We start from the raw sequence: 14,996 nt of genomic DNA on the forward strand, positions 1-14,996 counted from the left end.
GTGACCTCTCAACTTGTTCTAGCCAAAATCCAAATACCTAAAGCTTCTTTGGTAAAGCTCAGAGGAATACTTTCACGCAGATCTGTTGTAGCCTGCTTCATCAATTCAGATATGGTATCCCTGATCTCTTGATCTGAAAGCTGAGAAAGTTTCTGACGAAGCTGGTATCCATGTTTCCTCCAATAACACCCACGAATTACAACAATATCGCTAGGGAATAACTGCCTGAGATTAGCCTCATTGTACCCAACTCGATAATGCTCATGTTTTTTCCAAGCATTTTCTCGATATTTAGGATTAGCATTTTCTTCTGGGTTAGCAAAAGGAACTAACGCAAATATGTATTTATTCGCGGTTTTACACATATTTGATATAGCAAGAGCATCATCTTCAATATGTTCAATCACTTCGACTGAAGCCACAAAATCATAAGTTTTATTATGAGAAACAAGGGCATTGTAAGCCCCAAATGTTACATTCGGTATAGACCAATTTTTAACGATTTGAATTGATTCCTCATACCGATAACTTTGATAATCAGTGAGATGAAAGTGCGTGTTGGGAAATTCCAAAGCTAAAGCAACTTCGGCTAAACCGGTACCGCAACCGACACTCAGAAAAGAATCCATAGGTTCAACCTGTCTGAAAGCTTCTCTCAAATGAAGGTAACGTAAGTAAGCCCACTTTCGTCTCAGCATTAACCTTAGATGTAATTTCGCTAAATATTTCTCTCGAACACTTGTTTCAAGTATTCCCTGAGTAGATGGCTCTGACTGCTTGCTAACTTGATGGGGAGATTGAGCTTTATTTTGGAGTTTTATTCGTAAATTTTCCAAATTTTTGTTGTGTTTAATTTCATCTGTTAAAGCTTGAATATCAACCTCAGGATGCTTTTGCTTCAGTTTAGCTGATCCTTGCTTTCCAAGTTCTTTTCGACGTTGATGACCAAAACTTTTTGATTTCGCGTGATAAACATAAGCATGATCGGCTATTGCTAACTTAAATCCTGCTTTTCTCACCCGCAACGAAAAATCATTTTCCTCCCCATAGCCATAGGGAAAATTGTCTTCATCCAAAACACCAACTTTCTCCAGTGCAACACGCTTAATTAGGTAGCAAAACCCATTAATAAAACCAACTTTGGGAAAACTTTTTTCTGAGAGTTTTTCAACCAATTCACTGTATTGATCTAACGAGTAATTGCCAGGAATAGTATTGATCATCCAGTCGCCTTTACCATCATAAAGTTCCGGCACAGATTGCCACGAAGCACAATTAGACAAGGGGCCAACAACTGCAATCTCCGGATCAGATTCGGCACATTCTATCATTTTTTCCAGCCATCTAGGAGTAACAATGGTGTCACTGTTTAATAAGACAACATAGTTACTGGTACTACTTGCTAAACCTTTATTTGCTGCTTTAGTGTACCCTTGAGCCGTTTCATTTCGATGCAGAATTACTGAGGAGAACTGCTGCTCCCAATGACGCAATAACTCTGCGGTTGGCGGTTCAGAACCATCATCAATTAGAATCAGGCGATACCTCCCTTTTGTCTGTTGGATAATAGAATTTATACAAGCGTTGACATCTTCTAAGGCATCGTGAACGCAAACAATAATATCTGCTTGGTAAGACAAACTCGGCTCTGATTTTTGGGGTAAAGCCTCAAGTAAGGGTTGATTATAGAAGTCTATTTTCTCTAATTGCGATCGAACGGCTTCATCCTCAAAACCGCTTTTCAGGGGGTTCAACTGTAGAATATTTTGGGAATCTATACTTTTTTCTGGATTCAGTTTTCGTCCTCTTTCAAAACTTTTGATTGCCTGTTCAAGCTGTCCTTGTTTCTGTAAAACAGTCCCTAAGCTGTAGTGAGCTTTGGCAACTTCTGGATTGATTTTAATCGCTTTTCGATAACAACTTGCCGCTTCTTCTAACTGACCTTTTTGATGAAGCACCTCTCCTAAATTGTGGTGACTCCAGTAATACTTTGAGTCGGACTTAATCGCTTGACGATAAGCATCTTCTGCGGCATCAAGTTGACCCATTCTTTTTAAAAGATCTCCAAGATTGTGATGAGATTGGCAAAAGTCCGGTTGAAGTTGTATTGCTTTTTGATAACAATCTACCGCTTCTTCCCGTCGTCTTTGTTTGCTGAGTGCATCCCCTAAATTATGATAAGTTCCGTAGAAATTGGGATTAATTTCAATCGCCTTGTAATAACAGTTGATCGCATCATCAATCCGATTGGTTTTCAGAAAAATATCACCTAAACTCTGATAAGACCAAAAGTGTGCAGAGTTTAATTCAATAGCTTTTTGATAATACTCTGCAACTTGGTCAATGTTTACTTTTTTTTTTCTAATACCTTACCTAACTGATAGGCAATATTGGCATCTTCGGGTTCTAACTGTTGTGCCATTTGATAGAATACAATTGCCCCATCTAACTGATTAAATCGGACTAAAGTATCGGCCAACTGACAGTATAATTGGGCATCATCGGGTTTAATTTCTAACGCCTTGTGATAAATAGCAACGTGATCGGGATTTTGTTGGATAACTTGGCGATAATACCCTAACGCTTCGTTTAAGTCTATCATCGCCCGTTCCCGCAACGCATCGGCTAATTTTTCTTCAATTGCGGGTAAGTCGGACTGAATTTTTTGGGCGTTTCGATAGGCGACAACGGCTTCTTCCCAGTTTCCTAACTTAACCAATACTTCCCCTAAATTGTAGTGCGACCAGGGAAATTCGGGGTTTAATTCTATGGCTTTACGATAGGGAATAACGGCTTCTTCCCAACGTTCTAGCTTGACCAACGCTTCGGCCAAACTGTTGTGCGACCAAGAAAACTCGGGGTTTAATTCTATTGATTTCCGATAAGATTCTATCGCTTCAGACCACCGTTCTAACTTTAACAAAACATCGGCTAATCCGTTATGAACCCACCACACATCTGATTTTAATTCTATCGCCCGATGATAAGTAGAAATCGCTTCTTCAAACTGTTCTTTATCCCGCAATAAATCGGCGAGTTTTTGATAGGCTTCTCCGTAATTTGAATTTAATTCTGTCGCTTTTTGATAGGCTTTAATTGCCGCTTCTGTCTCTCCCGCTTGCACGAGGGCATCGGCCAAACATTTACAGGCTTCTGCATCTGCATTTTGGTCTAATTCCATCGCCTGACGCAACACGGAAGCCGCTTCTTGCCATTGTTCCTGTTTGGCTAATACTTTCCCCAAACTGTAATAAGAGGCGGCAAAATTGGGACTGAGTTGAATGGCTTTTTGGTAGGCTGCTACTGCTTCTGTTAACTGCCATTGTAGTTTGAAAATTTCCCCAATTTGATGATAAGCTAAGGCTGAATTCGGGTTTAATGCTAACAGTTTTTTATAGCTTTCCAGCGCTTCTTGGGACTGTCCTTGCTGGGCTAACAGTTGAGCTAAACTCTGATAATATTCGGGTTGTTGGGGTGCAAGTTCTGTCGCCTTGCGGTAAGATTCTAGGGCGTTAACGGCATCTCCCTGTAGGCGTTGAATTTCGCCAATTCCGTAGTAAGCACCGGCAAAGTTAGAATTTAACTGCAAAGCATGACGATAACAAGTCATTGCGGCTTGCAGTTGCCCCTGTTGTAGACGAGTATTTCCCAGTTTCAGATGATCTTCTGCGGTGGCTTTTTGGGGTTCTAACTCGTAGGCTTTTTCTAAACAATGAGAGGCTTTTTGATGTTCTCCCATCTGGGTAAATATTTTCGCCACATTGCGGTAAGCCCCTGCAAAATCTGGTTTTTGAGTAATGGCTTGTTGATAGTAAGAAACGGCTTTTTCTAACCGTTCTTGTTGGGCGTATAAACTCCCCAAATTGGCATGAACTTCGGGGTAGTGAGGCTGAATATTTACGGCTTTTTCATAGGAACGAATCGCCGCTGAAATCTCACCCAACATCTGTAAAGCGTTGCCTTGAATTTTATAAGCAACGGCTAAATTTGGCTGTATTTTTAACGCTTTTTGACAGGTATTAATTGCCGCTTCCCATTGTTGAATTGCACAAAATGCTGTTGCTTTTTCGATTAATTCTTCGGGTTTGGGCGGTTGCGGTTGAGAAGGAGGCTTAATAGATGCTGCGGTGCCATTTGTTGTCGCGGCAACAGAGTTATTCATCGCTGCTGCTAAGGTATCTTCTGGGGGGATTTCTTCCGGTTTTTCGGCTGCGGCTAAGGTATCGGCTGGCGGATTGAATTGTGCGGGATTTTGTTGTAGATTTTGTTGTAGATTGGGTTGGGCATTGAGTTCAATTGCCTTGCGATAATAGGGGGTTGCCTCTTTCATTTTCCCCTGTTGTTTGAGCGCATCTGCTAAACTTTGATAAGCCGAAGATAGATTGGCATCGCGTTCGATCGCATTCCGATAACAAACGATCGCTTCTTCGATTTCTCCCTGCTGTTTTAGAGCATTTCCTAACTGTAAATGTTCCCCTGCCGTTACCTGCTGCGGTTCGAGAGTATACGCTTTATACAAACATTGATTAACCTTTTGGGGCTGATTGAGTTGTGTCCAAACTCGTGCTACATTCCGATAAGCGCCGGCAAAATCGGGCTTGATTGCGATCGCTTTTTGATAACATTCTAAAGCCTGTTGCCATTGTTGGGCTTTGGCGTGAATGCTGCCAATATTTGCGTGAACTTCCGCCCAATTCGGTTCCAACTCTAACGCTTGAGTATAATAACGTTGCGCCTCTGGTAAGCTGCCTTGACGCAACAACACATCCCCAATTAACTTATACCCTGGGGCGTGTTTGGGCTGAATTTTCAACAGTTGCTCGCTTGCTTTGCGGGCATCCTCAAATTGACCTTGTTTCAAATAGGCTTCAGCCTGTTGAGTCAGGAAAGCTAGGCTTTTACGCAGGATATCTTCGGCTCGCATCGGTTGATTGGATTTAGACACATTCATGGGAATTCCCGATTATTAATTGTAGTCTTTTTGGTGTCACAAATAAAAAAAATATTTTTTGATCGCTGTAGATGTACCCTCGCCCCCGATTTAGCTGTCCTTGAGTCCCATTCGCTTGATTAATCGCTTGAGGGCGCTGAGATTAACGCATAGATCTTCAATCAGCGGGTTGGGATACATTAAACTCAGAATCGGATAGCAAGCCAAACCAATTCCTGTCAGCGAGTAATGTTCTAACCCCAGATATTGACTGATTACCCGATAATAATATCGTTCGTAATGGGGTGAGATCAATTCTATCACTTTAACATCTTTACTACAAAAAACAATATTTGTCAAACCGCTTCCGTGAGCCGCAACAATCGCTTTCGCCTGAGCAAATAAACGCACTTGCTCGCCAAAGGATAAAGACTCCAAAAATACCTCTACAAACCCCAAAGGACGCAACACTTCCATCACTTCAGTTTCATTGATCACTTGTCGGTGTCTGGCTTTCGCCCGACTGATATAAATTCGTTCGGGTGAATTTGGGTTTTTCTCAACGGCTAACGGTAAAAACGTAGTTCGCAAAAACTCTATCGCCCAAGGCTGTAACCACCCCAAATGTCCGGCAAAAGAAGGCACAATTAACCGTTCCGCTTGCAGGTGACAATGGCGATCGCTTTCTAACAGCTTTTCTGTCGGTATTCCCAACAGATTTAACGTTTCTCGCTGAAAAGGTAGCTGATAACTATTCACCACAAACCCGTCAATCTCCTCTAATTTTATCCCACTTTGACGCAATAAGTCAATCCGGGGTAAAACATCCACCATCCAATGAAAATAAATGTTTCCCGAGAGTCCCGATAATACCGCCACCGATCCTTTTACTGACTTGACCGGCGGTAATTTTTTCTGGTGAAAAACTTGATGATTTTCGGGATTATAACCCTGACATCCGGGAAGTTCGCCGGGATATTCCCGAGAAACATCAGCTAATAATTGGTTATCGGGTGTGAGAATTGCGATCGCTTTACACACCATCCAAGACTTTTCTTGAGGAACAATCCAAGCCCGTCCATTCGGAATAATAGCAACAAAGGTTTCAAACTCAGGAATTGGAACCGATTTTTCGGGTGAATTTACAGAAATTCCATGTCCTAAATTGATTAATTCAAATTGTTGACCAATCTGTTTTAAACAGCGTTGACATTCCAATCCCCCACAGTCTTGAGAGGAAGCGGAGGAAGATAAGGAAGAGGGCGGGTTTATATCGGTTGTTTCTGAGAGATGTAAATCTGTGTAGAACCCGCCCCTACAACTGGGCTGAATGGTAACAGTTAACTGTTGATCTAGCCAATTTTTGGTAGACAGACAAACGTCTTGGGGAGGTTGCTGTTGCGGTGGATTTTTTTCTGATAAATTAGCGAGTTTTGAAATAAGATTAGCGTTATAAATTTGACCCTGTTGCAACACTTTAGTATAATAATAAATGGCTGTTTCCCAACGTTCTTGATTTTCGGCAATATAGCCTAAAAGCAGATCAATTTCGGAAATGAACTGTTGATTTTTATCCCTGAACGCTCGGGCTAAATTACAAATAGCGATTGCCGAATTCCACTGTTTTTGTTGAATAAAACAATCGACTAGCCGCCAGTAAATTTCCACTCGCTGCGGCTGAATTTGCAAGGCATTTTGATAATGTCTCGCGGCTTTATCGAATTTACCATATTCCGCCAAAGCGTTTGCTAAATGCACATGAAACTGAACTAAATGATTATAGAGGTCTAGAGACTCTTTAGACGGATTGGAGGGGGTAATGTTCCCGGAATCGAAGTTAAATTGTTGTAAACTGCGGAGGAAACGAACACAAGCGTTTTGGGCGAGTTCCCACTCATCGGTTTCCGTCTGGGAGATCGACATCGACTCAAACCGACGACAGTAGGCTTCGACAAATTTAGGATCTAAAGAAATTGCTTTTTGATAATACATCATCGCCCGATCAAATTGACCTTGTTTTTGCCACGAATAACCGCAGTCACTATAGGCGAGAATATTTTCCGGGCTGTGTTCGAGGGCTTTTTTAAAAAAATCAACGGCTATTTTATGAAAGTTCTGCTGTTGATAAAGTTTGGCTAAATTTAGATAAGTAACTGTTAGATCCGGTTGCAATTCTAGGGCGCGATGATAAGCTAAAATCCCCTGCTGTTTTTCGTCCTGTGCGAGCAAAGCTTGTCCGAGATTATTATAAAGTATTGCCCAATTAGGTTTTTGAGTAATCGCCTTTTGCAAGATTTCAACGGCTTCGGAGGATTGGTTATTTTCCAGCAGTAAACAGCCCAAAACGTTGTAAGCTTCCGTGTAAGTTGGAACGATATCAATGGCTTGTTTGAGGAGTTCAATAGCGCGATCAATTTGAGATTGAGTGTTCAAAACTAGCGCCAAACCCAGATAAGCTTGGACATATTTCGGGTTTTGGGCGATCGCTTGTTGGTAGCTAGAAATGGATTCATCAAAATTTCCTTGTTTGTATAAAGCCTCTCCCAAATGGTAATATAACTCTATCCAGTTTTTTTGGAGTGAGATGGCCGTTTGATAAAGCAGAACTGCATCATCAATCCATCCAGCATCCCGGTAAAGTTGAGCGAGATAGGCGTAAGCTTGTGCATCATCAGGTTGGAGTTCAATGGCTTTTGTATAAGCTAAAGCCGCCTCGGTTAACTCTTTTTCAGCTTCTCGGATATTCCCTAAAATTCGATAGGCGATCGCACAGTGGGGAGATTGATGGAGAACTTGTTTACAAATCTTTAGGGAACTCTCAATTTTTCCCTGTTCTAAATGGACAAGTGCGAGTTGAAGTTGTTGTTCAATCTTCATGTTGAATGCTCTAAAAATAATCGATAGGTTCTTGGACAATCAAGCCTTAATATTAGCTTGGTAAAGATTTTTAGGGTTGGGAAAAATTGTAACATTTTAGAGGAGTTCATTAATTCCTAATTAGGCCGAGCTTGATTGTAAAGAAGGGTAAATTAATGGTAAACTTTTGTATAAATTCCGTTTTTTTTTTAGCTGACAAAAATACACTATATATAACGTTGTATATAGTCTCAAACATCTCCGGCTTTAAGAATCGTTGAATCATAACTCAAAACAATTATTTTACTTATGACAATAAAATTTTGAAAACTCGGATTGTAAAAAGTTTCACTGAAAATCATCTTTAAGAGAAATGGGTACGATGAGAGCCTGGAATTTTATTCAAAAAATATTCAATCTCTATCGAACAAGTTCCTCAATAGCTGCGAATCAAAAAGCGAGGAATGAAAGCCTGTACCGTTTGTTCATGCTCTCACCTGACTTGGTAGCTATAGAGGGGTTTGACGGTTATTTTAAGCAAGTTAACCCGGCTTTTGAAACCACATTAGGCTACACCTCAGAGGAATTATTAACTACACCCTGGATTGAATTTGTTCATCCGGAAGATCGAACGGCAACCCTTCTGGCCTTTGAACAGCTTCTCAATCAAAAGTCTATCATTAATTTTGAAAATCGCTATCGCTGTCAGGATAATTCCTACAAATGGTTATCTTGGACGGCGATACCCGATCGGGAAAATCATTTAATTTATGGGATAGCCCGAGATATAACCCCTCAAAAACAGACCGAAACTCAATTGCGATCGCGGATGAGTCAACAAGCGGCTGTTGCTCAACTGGGTCAATTCGCCTTAGAAAAAAATCTTGATGTAGAGGAAACATCTTGGCTCGATCAATTATTTCAGCAATCGGTCAGGATTGTTGCCGAGATTCTAGAAGTTAAGTATAGCAAAATTTTACAACTAATCCCAGAGCAGAACAACTTTTTAATCAAAGCCGATTTTGGATGGGAAGCGGGTGTTATTGAAACTGCTACTGTGGAGTTAAATTACCAAACACAAGCGGGTTATACCTTGCTTGAGAGTGAACCGATAATCGTCGAAGATTTGCGACATGAAACCCGTTTTGATGGGTCATCTTTGCTAAACAATCATCAGATTATCAGCGGGGTCAGTGTGGTGATTGGTTCGAGAGAAAAACCCTTCGGAGTTTTAACGGTTTACAGTACAAAACGGCGTAAATTTAGCAGAGATGATATTAATTTTCTGCAAGCGATCGCCAATATTTTAGCAATGGCTGTAGAGCGGTACCGCTCCGAAGAACATTTACACCTATTAGAACGAGCCATAAATTCGGCGAATAATGGCATGATTATCACCGATCCCAATCAACCCGATAATCCGATTATTTATGCGAATACTGCTGTTGAACAGACCAGCGGTTATTCAAGATCGGAAATCATCGGCAAAAATTGTCGCTTCTTGCAGGGAAACGACCGAAATCAACCGGAACTCAAGACCATTCGAGAAGCAATTATCGCTCGCAAAGAATGTAATGTAATTCTACGAAACTATCGCAAAGATGGAAGTCTGTTTTGGAACGAACTGTTTATTTCACCTATTTTTAATACTCAAGGAAAACTGACTCATTTTATCGGGATTCAAAAAGATATTAGTCAACGCATTCGCTCTGAAGCCGAACTGGAAGCGTCTCAAGCCCGTCTTAAAAAGATCGTTGCAGCGGTTTCTGATGCTTTGCTGGTTCTCGATAGTCACGGTCTAATTCGTTTTGTCAATCCGGCTGCGGAAGTTTTATTTGGGCGCTCTGAGTCTGTACTGGTTGGTTATTGGATGGGAAATTTTATAGTTCAAGAAAATATGACAGAGTTAACCATTTTACAACCCGAAGGAAAGCAAGTGATCGCCGAAATGCGAGCGGTTGAGATTGACTGGGAAGGAGAAAAAGCAACTCTAGCATCTTTGCGAGATCTCACCGAACGCTACCAAAACATCCAAGAAATTCAACAAACCCGGAACTTTCTTAAAACCCTCATCAATCATCTTCCCCTGGCTATTTTTTCTCGACAAGTGAACTCAGAAATGGGTCTTGAAAGTCGGTTAAATTTGTGGAATTCCACCTGTCAAAAACTCTACGGACTCAGCGCCGAAGAAGTCATGGGAAAAACCGTTCATCAGGTGTTTTCTCCTCAGCAAGCTAATCGAATTCTAGAAGCCGATCAAAAGATATTAGCTTCGGGAAGTCTGCAAGAAATCCCCTCAGAACCGATTAAAACTCCCCGTAGGGGAGAACGTTTGCTGCATACTTTGGTAGTTCCAATTTATAACAGCATGAACGAATTAGAGTATTTTTTATGTATTTCTGAAGATATTACCGAACGCAAACAAACTGAAGAACAACTGCGACACAGCGCTTTTTACGATGGGCTGACCAACTTACCCAACCGGGCTTTATTTATGAAGCAGTTGGAACAAGCGATTTATCAAACCAAAACCTTAAATCAGACGTCATTTGCGGTGGTCTTTTTAGATCTCGATGGCTTCAAATTTGTTAATGAAAGTTTGGGACATATTATCGGGGATCAATTGTTAATTGCGATCGCTCGTCGCCTAGAAACTTGTTTGCGTCCTGATGATACTCTGGCGCGTTTGGGAGGGGATGAATTTACCTTTCTCTTAAAAGATATTCAACACCTCGATCAAGTTGTCGGGGTCATGCAGAACGTTCAGCAGCAATTAACCTTTCCATTTAATCTCACGGGTCATCAATTGTTTAGCAATGCTAGTATGGGAATTGCTTTGATGAATCCCGAGTATACCTATCCCGAAGAACTGTTGCGGGATGCGGATATTGCCATGTATTCCGCCAAACAGAGGGGAAAGAATTGTTATGCTTTTTTTAACTCTAAAATGCGCCAAAAAAGTCAGAAACGACTGCGGCTAGAAACGGACTTGCGTTGTGCTTGGGAACAGCGAGAATTTTTAGTTTATTATCAGCCGATTGTTTGTTTAAAAACTTATCAAATTGTCGGGTTTGAAGCTTTAATTCGTTGGTTCCATTCAAAAAATAGTTGGATGTCTCCGGCTGAATTTATTCCAGTTGCCGAAGAAACCGGATTAATTATTGATCTGGGTTATTGGGTGCTACAAACAGCTTGCACTCAACTCCACGCTTGGCATCAACTGTTTTTCCCCCCTTACGAAGGGGGGCTAGGGGGGATACAAATGCGGGAATTAAGCATGAGTGTTAATTTGTCAGATCGTCAAATTCAAGAATCTAATTTTGTCGAAAATATTAATAAAATTATTAGACAAACTCAAATTAATCCCCAAACGCTAAAGTTAGAAATTACCGAAAGTATATTGATGGAAAATCCCCAGATTGTTCAAGAGAAATTTAGGCAAATTCAAGGGAAAAATATCCGTTTAAGTCTCGATGATTTTGGCACCGGATATTCCTCCTTAAGCTACCTGCATAAATTCCCCATCAATACCCTGAAAATTGATCGCTCTTTTATTACCCGAATGAATTTAGACCCGGAAAACACAGCCATTGTCCAAGCTATTATCACCTTAGCCCACACTTTAGGAATGGATGTAATTGCCGAAGGTGTGGAAACCTACGAACAATTAAAACGTCTTCAAGCCTTAGGATGCGAGTATGGACAGGGTTATTTTTTCTCAAAACCGGTGAATGCGATCGAAGCCGAACAGTTACTCAAATCCCAACAGTTTCTCACCCAATAATTGCGGTTCAAAACCGAAAAAAAGCCCGTTCAATTCCTTATTCTTGTCGGATTTTACTCTCTTTCTCAAACCAAGCAATCACCTGTTCTACTGTTAGATTTTCAATCGGTTTATCTTCTTCGATGGCGATTTGTTTTAAAGGGTTCAACGACGACAACACCAAACGAGTAAAAAACATTTCAAAACTGCTATCCACTTCGAGTTGTTGTTGAATATTCTCATCTTGTTTAATCCAGTCGGAAACTTGTTCGGATGTGACCTCCGAGACTGAAATTTCTTTTTCAGCAGCAATTTGTTTCAAACATCTTAGGGCATAAATGGCCAATCGAGTGGAAAATTTTTCTTTCGACGACAATAAAGCCGCATCAACTTTAATCGCTTCTTCTGTGGTCAAAAATTCCATTGTTGGTTGCATAACTTAATTAAAAATTCAACATTAAATCGACTGCCACTATGGGGCGGGTTTATATAAGTTTTCTGTGGGAAACATACATCAATTGGGAACCCGCCCCTACAGGGAAAAAATTGTAAACTGTTTTCACCCTCTGAGGAGGTTCGGGCGGGTTTATATAAGTTTTCTGTGGGAAACATACATCAATTGGGAACCCGCCCCTACTGATAACTGATAACTGGTTACTGATCACTGTTTTCACTGGTGACTGGTCAGGTGTTCACTGTTCACTGATAATCAGATATCCACAGCGATGTTCGCCATTAACAATCCAGTGGGTTCGCTCTACTGTACAATCAAATAGAACTGCACTAAACATCTCTAATTCATGGCCGCAAACACTCGGAAACGATTCCGCCACATTAGAAATAGCGCAGTTATGCTCGGTTAAAACATACCGTTCGGTTTCCGGACTCGAAGACTCTACCGGATACCATTCCGCCATGTAGCCTTCAGCTTTGCGAAGTTCCACTAACTTAGCAACCCGTTCTTTCACCGAACCCGTTCCCACCTGCTGGCGATATTCCAAGGCTTTACGCTGCCATTGTTTGTGTAAAATTTGACTAACTTGTTCGTGTCCAACCGTTTCGGCTAACGTATCGAGGAACGAAATCGCAAACTCATCATATCGTTTGGGAAAGCGATCGCGCCCCTGACTGGTAAGCTGATAAATATGCTGCGGTCTTCCCATCCCCACCTGGACAGACTCGTATTGAATCGCACCTTCGGCTTCTAGGTCTTTGAGATGACGGCGAATCGCTTGGGGACTGATTTCGAGGGACTCTGCCAACTCGTGCGCTGTGGCTTGACCCCGCTTGATAAGCTGCTGCACGATATCCCGCTTAGTCGAATGCTGCTGAGTGGTGGTCATTGGTATTTTTTATAAAAATTTACAAAATTAGACTTTGACAATGCACTTGTTGTTAATGTAGCTTAAAATAGACTTAAGTAACAAATCTGTTGTTTAAGTTCCGAGTGCCGGGACGGAGGACAGAAGGCCCGAGGCTAACACCCGAGTTCCCTCACCCATCTGCTATCGGTAAACAACTGATTGGCCCTTATTGAGAAGAACACTAAACAAATTAAGCCTATGACTGCTTCAGTTAAAAATCTAGTCAACCAACCCTATAAGTACGGCTTCGTCACCGATATCGAATCCGACTCCATCCCGGCGGGTCTCAATGAAGACGTTGTACGTCTGATCTCCGCCAAGAAAAACGAGCCAGAATTTCTGTTAAACTTTCGCCTGAAAGCTTATCAGCAATGGCTGAAAATGAGCGAACCCACTTGGCCGCACGTTGACTATCCCCCGATCAATTACGAAAATATTGTTTACTATTCTGCCCCAAAAGTAAATGAAAAGAAAGGCAGTCTCGACGAAGTAGACCCGACGCTCCTCGAAACTTTCGAGAAACTGGGGATTTCCCTTTCCGAACAAAAACGTTTGGCCAATGTCGCCGTTGACGCGGTATTTGATAGCGTTTCCATCGGAACAACCTTCAAAGAAAAACTCGCCGAAGATGGAGTAATTTTCTGTTCGATTTCCGAAGCCGTCAAAGAACATCCCGAATTAATTGAAAAATACTTGGGAAGCGTGGTTCCCGTTGGCGATAACTTCTTCGCCGCCCTCAACTCCGCAGTCTTTAGCGACGGTTCCTTCGTTTACATCCCCAAAGGTGTAAAATGTCCGATGGATTTGTCAACCTATTTCCGCATCAATAACGGCGACTCAGGTCAATTTGAACGCACGTTAATTGTTGCCGAAGAAGGCAGTTCCGTCACCTACCTCGAAGGCTGTACCGCCCCGATGTTTGACACCAACCAATTACACGCCGCCGTTGTGGAATTAGTGGCATTGGATAACGCCGAAATCAAATATTCTACCGTTCAAAACTGGTTCGCCGGCGACGAAAAGGGTCTTGGCGGAATTTACAACTTTGTCACCAAACGCGGACTCTGTAAAGGCGTCAATTCCAAGATTTCTTGGACCCAAGTAGAAACCGGTTCGGCCATTACTTGGAAATATCCCAGTTGCGTGTTAGTTGGGGACAATTCTGTGGGAGAATTTTACTCAGTTGCCCTGACCAATAACAAACAACAGGCCGACACCGGAACCAAAATGGTACATATTGGTAAAAATACCCGCAGCACGATTATTTCTAAAGGAATCTCTGCCGGAAATTCATCCAATAGTTATCGGGGTTTGGTGAAAATGGGGCCGAAAGCAGAAGGCGCCCGCAACTATTCTCAATGTGATTCAATGTTAATCGGGGATAACTCCCAAGCGAATACATTCCCCTATATTCAAGTTGACAACAACACCGCCAAAGTTGAACACGAAGCTTCCACCTCAAAAATCGGAGAAGATCAACTGTTCTACTTAACTCAACGGGGAATTTCCGAAGAAGATGCCGTCTCCCTAATTATTAGCGGATTCTGTAAAGATGTCTTCAACGAATTGCCGATGGAATTTGCAGTTGAAGCCGATAAATTACTGAGTCTGAAATTAGAAGGAACCGTCGGTTAATGCGTTCTCAAATGTCAGAACCTCAATACAATGGCGGCTGTTTTTGTCAGAACATCCGTTATCAAGTTAAGGGAAATCCCGTTTGGGTTGGTCATTGTCACTGTCATATTTGTCGGCGAACTTCTGGGGCGGCTTTTGGGTCATGGGTTCATTTTGAAATCTCAAACTTTTCCCTCAACCAAGAAGCAACTACCTTTAAATCTTCCGAACACGGAGAACGTAGTTTTTGCCCGATTTGTGGAACGCAATTATTCTATAAAGATAGTCGCGCACCTCAATATATCGGAGTGACTTTGGGGAGTTTAGACCAACCCAATAATTGCCTACCCCAAGACCACATTTGGACATCAACCCAACTGGAATGGTTGCACCTCAGCGATGATTTACCGAGATATCCTCAACAACATCCAGCCGAGGCTGAGTTTCTGAATCAATAATGGAAAACAAA

Annotated in this window: 8 protein-coding genes and 1 pseudogene; 3 read left to right on the plus strand and 6 right to left on the minus strand. The window is 41.7% G+C overall.

Features of this window, described 5'->3' with window-relative positions:
• Positions 1 to 8: 8 nt before the first annotated feature.
• The 4 genes and pseudogenes from ACL6C3_RS08625 to ACL6C3_RS08640 form a co-directional block, all read right to left on the minus strand.
• A complete protein-coding gene (locus tag ACL6C3_RS08625; protein WP_413166753.1) occupies positions 9 to 2,048 on the minus strand; it encodes a glycosyltransferase in 2,040 nt (679 codons plus the stop codon).
• Positions 2,049 to 2,051: 3 nt separating this feature from the next.
• Positions 2,052 to 2,366 (minus strand): annotated as a pseudogene (locus ACL6C3_RS08630) (tetratricopeptide repeat protein); the annotation flags it as partial.
• Positions 2,348 to 4,951, minus strand: a complete 2,604-nt coding sequence (locus ACL6C3_RS08635; protein WP_413166754.1) for a tetratricopeptide repeat protein — start codon at positions 4,949 to 4,951, stop codon at positions 2,348 to 2,350. The gene ACL6C3_RS08635 and the pseudogene ACL6C3_RS08630, both read right to left, overlap by 19 nt.
• A gap of 90 nt (positions 4,952 to 5,041) precedes the next feature.
• Positions 5,042 to 7,807 carry a tetratricopeptide repeat protein gene (locus ACL6C3_RS08640; RefSeq protein ID WP_413166755.1) on the minus strand — a complete coding sequence of 922 codons (2,766 nt, stop codon included), beginning with the start codon at positions 7,805 to 7,807 and terminating at the stop codon, positions 5,042 to 5,044.
• Between the two features lie 361 nt (positions 7,808 to 8,168).
• On the opposite strand from ACL6C3_RS08640, the gene ACL6C3_RS08645 reads away from it, so the two are divergent.
• On the plus strand, positions 8,169 to 11,570 hold the full coding sequence (locus ACL6C3_RS08645) for an EAL domain-containing protein (RefSeq protein ID WP_413166756.1): 3,402 nt from the start codon (positions 8,169 to 8,171) through the stop codon (positions 11,568 to 11,570).
• Positions 11,571 to 11,607: 37 nt separating this feature from the next.
• Here ACL6C3_RS08645 and ACL6C3_RS08650 read toward each other — a convergent pair whose 3' ends face one another.
• Together ACL6C3_RS08650 and sufR are read right to left on the minus strand one after the other, a co-directional pair.
• A complete protein-coding gene (locus ACL6C3_RS08650) occupies positions 11,608 to 11,985 on the minus strand; it encodes a hypothetical protein (RefSeq protein WP_413166757.1) in 378 nt (125 codons plus the stop codon).
• A gap of 256 nt (positions 11,986 to 12,241) precedes the next feature.
• Positions 12,242 to 12,892: an iron-sulfur cluster biosynthesis transcriptional regulator SufR gene (sufR, locus tag ACL6C3_RS08655; RefSeq protein ID WP_413166758.1), complete on the minus strand. Its 651-nt coding sequence runs from the start codon at positions 12,890 to 12,892 to the stop codon at positions 12,242 to 12,244.
• A 219-nt stretch (positions 12,893 to 13,111) separates the two neighbouring features.
• Between sufR and sufB the strand changes: the two genes are divergently transcribed.
• Positions 13,112 to 14,548 (plus strand): Fe-S cluster assembly protein SufB, encoded by a 1,437-nt coding sequence (gene sufB / locus ACL6C3_RS08660; protein WP_413166759.1) that lies wholly within the window; start codon positions 13,112 to 13,114, stop codon positions 14,546 to 14,548.
• Positions 14,548 to 14,985 (plus strand): GFA family protein, encoded by a 438-nt coding sequence (locus ACL6C3_RS08665; protein WP_413166760.1) that lies wholly within the window; start codon positions 14,548 to 14,550, stop codon positions 14,983 to 14,985. Before sufB ends, ACL6C3_RS08665 begins: the two co-directional genes overlap by 1 nt.
• Positions 14,986 to 14,996: the final 11 nt, after the last annotated feature.

Source organism: Capilliphycus salinus ALCB114379 (assembly GCF_047276495.1).
Lineage (GTDB): Bacteria > Cyanobacteriota > Cyanobacteriia > Cyanobacteriales > Microcoleaceae > Capilliphycus > Capilliphycus salinus.

Excerpts from the sequence above, each read along its gene's own strand:
- ACL6C3_RS08625 (WP_413166753.1), bottom strand. The coding sequence starts at position 2,048 with ATGGGTCAACTTGATGCCGCAGAAGATGCTTATCGTCAAGCGATTAAG.
- ACL6C3_RS08635 (WP_413166754.1), bottom strand. The coding sequence starts at position 4,951 with ATGAATGTGTCTAAATCCAATCAACCGATGCGAGCCGAAGATATCCTG.
- ACL6C3_RS08640 (WP_413166755.1), bottom strand. The coding sequence starts at position 7,807 with ATGAAGATTGAACAACAACTTCAACTCGCACTTGTCCATTTAGAACAG.
- ACL6C3_RS08645 (WP_413166756.1), top strand. The coding sequence starts at position 8,169 with ATGAGAGCCTGGAATTTTATTCAAAAAATATTCAATCTCTATCGAACA.
- ACL6C3_RS08650 (WP_413166757.1), bottom strand. The coding sequence starts at position 11,985 with ATGCAACCAACAATGGAATTTTTGACCACAGAAGAAGCGATTAAAGTT.
- sufR (WP_413166758.1), bottom strand. The coding sequence starts at position 12,892 with ATGACCACCACTCAGCAGCATTCGACTAAGCGGGATATCGTGCAGCAG.
- sufB (WP_413166759.1), top strand. The coding sequence starts at position 13,112 with ATGACTGCTTCAGTTAAAAATCTAGTCAACCAACCCTATAAGTACGGC.
- ACL6C3_RS08665 (WP_413166760.1), top strand. The coding sequence starts at position 14,548 with ATGCGTTCTCAAATGTCAGAACCTCAATACAATGGCGGCTGTTTTTGT.